Source organism: Pseudomonadota bacterium (assembly GCA_018823135.1).
GTDB lineage: Bacteria > Desulfobacterota > Desulfobulbia > Desulfobulbales > CALZHT01 > JAHJJF01.
Window position 1 is genome coordinate 1 of the sequence record JAHJJF010000125.1, and the last position, 6,943, is coordinate 6,943.

The 6,943-nt window shown below is 45.5% G+C and carries 8 protein-coding genes and 1 riboswitch; of the genes, 6 read left to right on the plus strand and 2 right to left on the minus strand.

All coding sequences use genetic code 11. The features are described from left to right. A partial coding sequence (gene sucC, locus KKE17_12895) for a succinate--CoA ligase subunit beta (protein MBU1710893.1) occupies positions 1-748 on the plus strand: 748 nt, incomplete at its 5' end. A 2-nt stretch (positions 749-750) separates the two neighbouring features. Next, positions 751-1,629 carry a succinate--CoA ligase subunit alpha gene (gene sucD, locus KKE17_12900; GenBank protein MBU1710894.1) on the plus strand — a complete coding sequence of 293 codons (879 nt, stop codon included), beginning with the start codon at positions 751-753 and terminating at the stop codon, positions 1,627-1,629. Positions 1,630-1,802: 173 nt separating this feature from the next. On the opposite strand, the gene KKE17_12905 is transcribed toward sucD, so the two are convergent. Then, entirely contained in the window at positions 1,803-2,069 is a 267-nt protein-coding gene (locus tag KKE17_12905; GenBank protein MBU1710895.1) for an RNA-binding protein, read from the minus strand. A gap of 254 nt (positions 2,070-2,323) precedes the next feature. Between KKE17_12905 and KKE17_12910 the strand changes: the two genes are divergently transcribed. After that, positions 2,324-2,797 carry a hypothetical protein gene (locus KKE17_12910; protein ID MBU1710896.1) on the plus strand — a complete coding sequence of 158 codons (474 nt, stop codon included), beginning with the start codon at positions 2,324-2,326 and terminating at the stop codon, positions 2,795-2,797. A gap of 234 nt (positions 2,798-3,031) precedes the next feature. Here the strand turns inward: KKE17_12910 and KKE17_12915 are convergent, their stop codons facing one another. Next, on the minus strand, positions 3,032-3,565 hold the full coding sequence (locus KKE17_12915) for a hypothetical protein (protein ID MBU1710897.1): 534 nt from the start codon (positions 3,563-3,565) through the stop codon (positions 3,032-3,034). A 370-nt stretch (positions 3,566-3,935) separates the two neighbouring features. On the opposite strand from KKE17_12915, the gene KKE17_12920 reads away from it, so the two are divergent. The 3 genes from KKE17_12920 to KKE17_12930 form a co-directional block, all read left to right on the plus strand. Continuing rightward, positions 3,936-4,892, plus strand: coding sequence for a phospholipase A (locus KKE17_12920; protein ID MBU1710898.1), 957 nt, complete (start codon positions 3,936-3,938; stop codon positions 4,890-4,892). Between the two features lie 250 nt (positions 4,893-5,142). Next, positions 5,143-6,288, plus strand: a complete 1,146-nt coding sequence (locus KKE17_12925; GenBank protein ID MBU1710899.1) for a hypothetical protein — start codon at positions 5,143-5,145, stop codon at positions 6,286-6,288. A 236-nt stretch (positions 6,289-6,524) separates the two neighbouring features. Further along, positions 6,525-6,735, plus strand: a riboswitch (cobalamin riboswitch). Then, positions 6,727-6,943 (plus strand): hypothetical protein (locus KKE17_12930; protein MBU1710900.1); only part of this gene is annotated, 217 nt, incomplete at its 3' end. (Overlaps the previous riboswitch by 9 nt.)

Consider the following 6,943-nt stretch of genomic DNA (forward strand, 5'->3'; position numbering starts at 1 on the left):
GACTCCTGAAAAGATACTCCGAACAGAAATTAATCCTTTGACCGGTATTAAAGAGCATCATGGGTTGAGCGTTGCGCAGGGACTGAATCTGTCTGGCTCTGTATCGGAAAAATTCGTTGAGTTTTTGAACAGGCTTTATGGCGTGTTTATTGACTGTGATTGTGCCCTTCTTGAAATTAATCCTCTGATCATTACTCCAGAGGATGAATTAATCGCCCTGGATGCGAAGATTGAGATTGATGATAACGCTCTTTTCCGGCAACAGCATATTCTCGAATATCGTGACCTTGACGAGGAAGACCCGTTGGAGGTTGAAGCCTCAAAATACAACCTCAATTATATCAAACTTGAAGGCAATATCGGCAATATGGTCAACGGCGCAGGGCTTGCCATGGCAACCATGGATCTGATAAAAAAAACCGGCGCCGAGCCCGCGAATTTCCTCGATGTCGGTGGTGGGGCAAGTGCTGAGATGGTTGAAAACGGTTTACGAATAATACTCAATGACCCCCAGGTGAAAGGGGTGCTGATTAATATTTTCGGGGGCATCCTGCGTTGCGATATCCTTGCACAGGGGGTGGTTGACGCTGCCAGAAAAACGGCAATCAATGTGCCGGTTGTGGTCCGCCTGGAAGGGACCAACGTCGAAAAAGGGCGGGAGATCCTTGCGGAATCCGGCTTGAATCTTATTACTGCCACTGATCTTGCTGATGCGGCGGTGAAGATTGCCGCAATTGCCGGGAAATAGCTATGGCGATATTTATAAATAAAGAGACAAAGGTTCTGGTGCAGGGGATTACCGGCAGGGAAGGGCAATTTCATTCCCGGCAATGCATCGAGTACGGCACCCGGATTGTCGCAGGCGTCACCCCCGGAAAGGGCGGCCAAAAAATGGATGATGTGCCGGTCTTTGACAGGGTGAATGAGGCTGTTCGTGAAACCGGCGCCAACTGCAGTATGATTTTTGTGCCTCCGGCATTTGCCGCTGATGCGATACGTGAGGCTGCTGATTCGGGAATTGAGCTGATCGTGGCGATAACCGAAGGCATTCCGGTTCTGGATATGCTGCGGGTGAAAAATTATCTTGCAGGCTGCAAATCAAGGCTGATCGGCCCCAATTGCCCGGGAATAATCACTCCCGGCCAGAGCAAGGTCGGCATCATGCCTGGAATTATCCATAAATCCGGCGGCCCTGTCGGCGTTGTCTCGCGGTCAGGAACACTGACCTATGAGGTTGTGCATCAATTGACCTTGCAAGGCATCGGCCAGACAACCTGCCTTGGTATCGGCGGCGATCCGGTAACCGGCACCAGTTTTATCGATTGCCTTGAAGCCTTTGAGCAGGACCCGGAGACCAAGTGTATCGTCCTGGTGGGCGAGATCGGCGGAACGGCTGAGGAAGAGGCTGCTGCTTATATTGCCGAAAAGGTCAGTAAACCGGTGGTGGGTTTTGTCGCTGGATTGAGCGCTCCGCCGGGCAGACGAATGGGACATGCCGGCGCCATTGTCAGCGGCGGCAGCGGCACCGCGCAAAGCAAAATTACGGTAATGAAAGAAGCCGGGATCCATGTCTGCGAAAATCTCGGCAGGTTCGGAGAGTTCTGTGCCGAGGTTTTTTTAAACAATTAGGAGTGGTCATTTCAAGCAAACAATGACGCTTGTCCGAATGTTTCATGATCAGCACTTGAACATCAAGGAAGACTGGATAGAGCTGTTATTGTAAGAGAAAAAGAGAAGCTGTATCAAAAAATATTGCAAACAGTGAAATATTACAAGGAAATCAGCCAAACCGCAGAAAGTATCTACCAGCCAAGCCCCATACGCTCATCACGGGGACGGGCCTCCTTGACGATGATTTTCCGGTTGTTGATTTTTTTGCCGTGCAGGTTCTGCAGGGCGATTTTCCCGGCGGTACGACTCGACATCTTGACATAGCCGAAATTTTTTGATTGCCGGGTGTAATGGTCGGTAATAATTTGGGCGTTTACCACGGCACCATAAGTTGAAAACAAATTCGACAATTCAATGTCGGTCATATTGTACATAAGATTACCAACATAAAGTTTCATAATGCGGCCTCCTTTTATTGCTTGAAAAAATTTCATGCAGTCTCTTGTTGTAGCGAGAAACGCGGCATATATAAGGAAGGATTACCGAATACATTTTTTTCAAAAGATGTGAACTGAGGAACCTTCAGTATACCTGAGTAACTCATTATTCCAAGGTATTAATTTTCTGGAAAGTGAAAGAAAAATATTTGTTGTGTAATCCCGGTAAGATAATGCCTGAAAAAAAAACTTGTATGAGGTTTCAAGAGGAGAAAGTGTTAAAATTATTTAATTATATGAATAAGTTAATAATATATTTGCTGGTGGTTTCCTTTGTTCTGATTCATGCTCAATCATACGGGGGCTGTGAAGCGACACCTGCATTTGCCCATCGGGATTCCCTGGCGGTAAGAGAGTATCTTCATTCACTCGTCCTCTATTCAGAGGGCTGTCGTATCGATGGATTGTTTTTGTGTGACGGCACAAACCCTTTAGCCGGCATGATATTTCTGGGGAAGGTGAAAACCAGGCCCCGTTGGATGGTTTATTTATTGTATAATCCCCAGGAAAAACGGCGAGTCGCCTATGCCTGGGTCGAGGCGGGCGGCGAGAAAATGCCGATCCCGCATTGCGATGAAAATTGTGTTTTCGGTCCGGACGCCCTGAATATTTATAATCAGGCCCACGAGGATTCCTTTCTCTTGGCTGGCCCCCAAACCTTACTGATTAACTATCCGAATCAAGATTGATGAATTCGCAACAGACTGATTTCATTGACTTGCGTTTTGCTAGGCTGATTCTATGTCTGGACCTTTTGCGACAGTGACCTACTTCAGTCCATTGAGGGCTGTTATTAAAAGAATGCACTGCACTATTTTGTTATGTTGTAGTTGGAGAAATAGCATTATATTTTTCGGTAGTTGCGGCAAATTCAGGAAAAAGAACTTTTTACATATAACGTAAGTTTTTAGAAGAAAGAGGGGTTATTCCTGCAAGGTTTCGGCTGTATGGATATCTGCCACTGACAGCCCTTCGAGTGCCGCCTCTACACGATACACAAGATGCAGCTTCAGCCAGTCCCGCAGAGTGAAGATGTCGGCTTTTCCTCGTCGCCAGGCATCGAGGATAAACACATTATCCCGATATTTATAAGAAAGTATATCTCGACGATTAATGGTTTCGGGTTGATACACAAGAACGGCATGATGTTCGAAGATCGTTCCTTGGTTTATGACAATACCGGTAATTCCCCAGCCGGACTCCCGTGCCGCAGGTAAAACTCCCTGGTAAATCCGCTTTTGCCAGTGATGGCATAATCCTCTGTGTTTCCCGTCAGGAGCCATATTGATGAGAATATTGCCTAGCCATCCACTGTGCCATGTGGAGCCGGATTCATTTTCAGGGGTATCATGGAGATTTTGTTCAAATGCTTTGCGGATCAACAAAAGGTCCTGGTTCTGGTTTTCTGTGACTTCCAGCGTTAACGAAGTGCAGCCGGTGATCACCGAGAGCAACAAAAGGATACCGCTGAGGAGGGGCAGTATTAAAGATCGAGATCGTCTTTTGCTCAGTGAATGAAGTGAAGCCATGGGTAATTTGTAATTGTTAAAGGGATTATCGTTTCATGAAAAATTCATAGTAATAAAAGATGATTGGAAAAGGAAGCGTTTCACTGTTTATGTATTATACTTGCTGAGAAATTAAATAAAGATCTTTGTGAGATTTTCCCAGGTCAGGGAAAATGAGGTGCCTCCTCCTGATTGATATTTCGTAATCAGAGATCTTTCATGAATGCCGGCTATGAGCATGGCATTTTAATCATATCATGGCGGTCATCACATGAAGTTTTTATATACAGATCTGCGGTATTTATTAAAGAGACGTCAGATGTCCGGAATTTTTTACGCAGTGGTTTTTTTTTCGAGTGGGCTGCTTTTTTCAAGCACGGCGACAGCGGATTCCGTTTCTGATTGCAGCCGGATCGAAGATGATTCCAAGAGGCTCGAATGCTTTGACCTGATCAACTCTTCTCCGCCGCCGGAGTACATGTCGTATCTGACAAAACTCTGGGAGCTGGATACCGATGCAGTCCGGGGAAAATACGCTATTATGCCCCATCGTTCCACTTATGTCCTCCCTGTTTCCTATAATCACAATCCTAACGTGGAACCCCTGCAGGCAGCGGACCCGAACGCGGACCTGCTGAGGGCCGAAGTCAAATTTCAAATCAGCATGAAAGTCAAGCTCTGGCAGGACATTCTGGGAAACCCTCTGGACCTTTGGTTCGGTTATACTCAGAAGTCATTCTGGCAGCTTTATAATTTTGCGGATTCAGCGCCGTTTCGCGAAACCAATTACGAACCGGAGTTTCTCCTGAATTTCCGCACGGATTATAATGTGTTTGATCTTATGCGCTTGAGAATTGTTAATCTGGGTTTGAATCATCAATCAAACGGCAGCTCCGAACCGCTTTCAAGGAGCTGGAACCGCATTCTTGCGGAATTTGGTTTTGAGCGAACCGATTTTACCGTACTTCTGAAAGCCTGGTACCGGATACCGGAGGAAGAAGAAGAGGATGATAATCCTGAAATGGATGACTATTTGGGGTATGGCGAACTTCGCAGTTATTATTTTTTTTCCAAGCACCGTATGGGCATAATGCTCAGAAACAATCTGAAACGCCATGACAACCGGGGCGCCATGCAGCTGGAATGGAGCATCCCGTTTCTTGAGAAAACCGCACTGTACATTCAGTATTTCATCGGCTACGGCGAAAGCCTCCTTGACTACGATCACAGCATCAACCGGATAAGTATCGGCTTCATTCTCATGGAGTGGGATTAAATATCCATTACGGGCCGTATCGGAAGTCTTCTTTGGATATTTTTTTCTTTTATTAATCCTGTCTGGTGGGATTTTTTCTCTCAATTCCTGGATAATAGATTTATTAATCTGTTTTATTTTTCAGCGATACGAATTAGAATAATATTTCTATGGATTTTCTTTGCATCTGGATTTATCCCTGCGGGTTTTGTGTGGAATTTTTTCATGTCATGTAAGTTATTAAGTGATTATTTGAGTATACAGGAAGGCAATGAATTCTGATATTGGTAAGAAGTTTGATTTGACCGGTGTTGACAATATTTTCGATGAAATGGTAACCCGTGGTTTTGCCTCGGTTGAGATAGATGATTACCTCTTTGATGAACTGGCCAATGATTTTGTAGCTGCTCTGGAGACCGAAAGCCCGCAGAATGAATCAAATGTTATTGAGGCTTTTCTCGAGTTTATCGACGGCCGCAGGGAAAATTTTTCAAATATTCTGCTTTTTAAACCGAGCAAAAGTGAGCTCACCGTGTTGCCCGGCGACGAACGTCTTGAACGTCAGATTCCCTTATCTCAGTTCAGTTGTGTCCGGATGTCCAAAATGTCAGAGGAATTTTTTGAATTGTCCGGGGCCTGCCACCTTGAAACTGTGGAAACTGAAGACGGCAACACCTATCATGCGAATGTGCCTGTTGAGCAGGACCTTTCCAGCGGCTTCATAGGTGTGTCCGTTGAGGACCAGCCACAGTTCAAATACTTTTTTTTCCCTCATGCCAATGTCAAGCAGCGATATCAGAAGCGCTACCTGGGAGAAATACTCATTGATAAAGGCATGATATCCGAGCAGGATTTTCTTCTTGCCCTGAATGAACTCAACAAGCTCAAAAGTTTAAAAATCGGCCAGATTATAGCCCAGAAGGCAAACATCAATCCTGCCATTGTTGAAAAGGTAATCCATAAAGCCTATAACATTGAAAAAAAAACAGGGCTCAAGGCGGGTGAGATTTTAGTTGCCGCAGGCCTTGTCACTGAAGAGCAGGTCAAAATGGCCCTCGTCATTCAGCAAAGGTTAAAGATGCAGAAAATCGGTCAGTTTCTGATCCAGAAAAAGATTCTCCAGGAGGAGCAGGTTTACACAGCCCTTGCGGAGAAATTCAGAATGTCTTTCGTTGATCTCCGGTCCGAACCGGTCTCCCGGCAGGCTTTCAATCTTTTTCCAAAGGAATTGATCCTCAAATACCAGGTTTTGCCTTACTCAATAAAAGAGTCAACCCTTTATGTGGGCACCATGACCCCTGATAATCCCGACATAAGAAAGATTGTCTCAAGGTATTCCAAAGAGCATTCTGTAAAGCTAACACTTATCAGGCCTACGCAGCTTCTCGTCGCCATAAAAAAATTGTCTCAGAGTTGAGAATTCCCATCCGGTGAGAATCCTCCTGGTCACTGTATCCCAGATAATTGCATAATAATTCTTCACCTCTGCTGGTCGGTCTTGCGGCAAACATTATGTTCTCATGCCCAGCCTTTTTCATCAAATACCAGATCTGCCAGGGGATTGAATTTCCCGATCAGTTTTCCTGCGTCGATATGCTGAGCGGTGAACAATCCGAAAAAGCAGGTAAAAGTTGACCGGAGTTATGAGATACAGTATAAAGATTTTTTTCAGGTGCTCATGAGAGCATAAAAGGGAACCCCGTGAGAATCGGGGACGGGCCCGCCGCTGTAATTCCTCCTTTTTCGTGTTTATTAGAAAAAGAACCCATTTGATCGTTGTAAGCCACTGTCCGCCAAAGTCGGATGGGAAGGCTGTCAAAAGGGCGGAAAAGTCAGAAGACCTACCTGAAAACCAGTGATACATCCCCGAGGACCTGGGGTGGTCGGTGATCTTGCGGATAATATGGGACATCCCCGGATCGATTTTTTAATCGGTCCGGGGATTTTTTTTTCTCCGGGCTTCCAGATTTCGGACACTGTGTCCACAGAAAACGGAGGATTCATGCAAGAAAGGGAAAAGGTATTCACCAGGTTAACTTTGTTGATGATCAAGGATTGGGATGCTTTTCAAA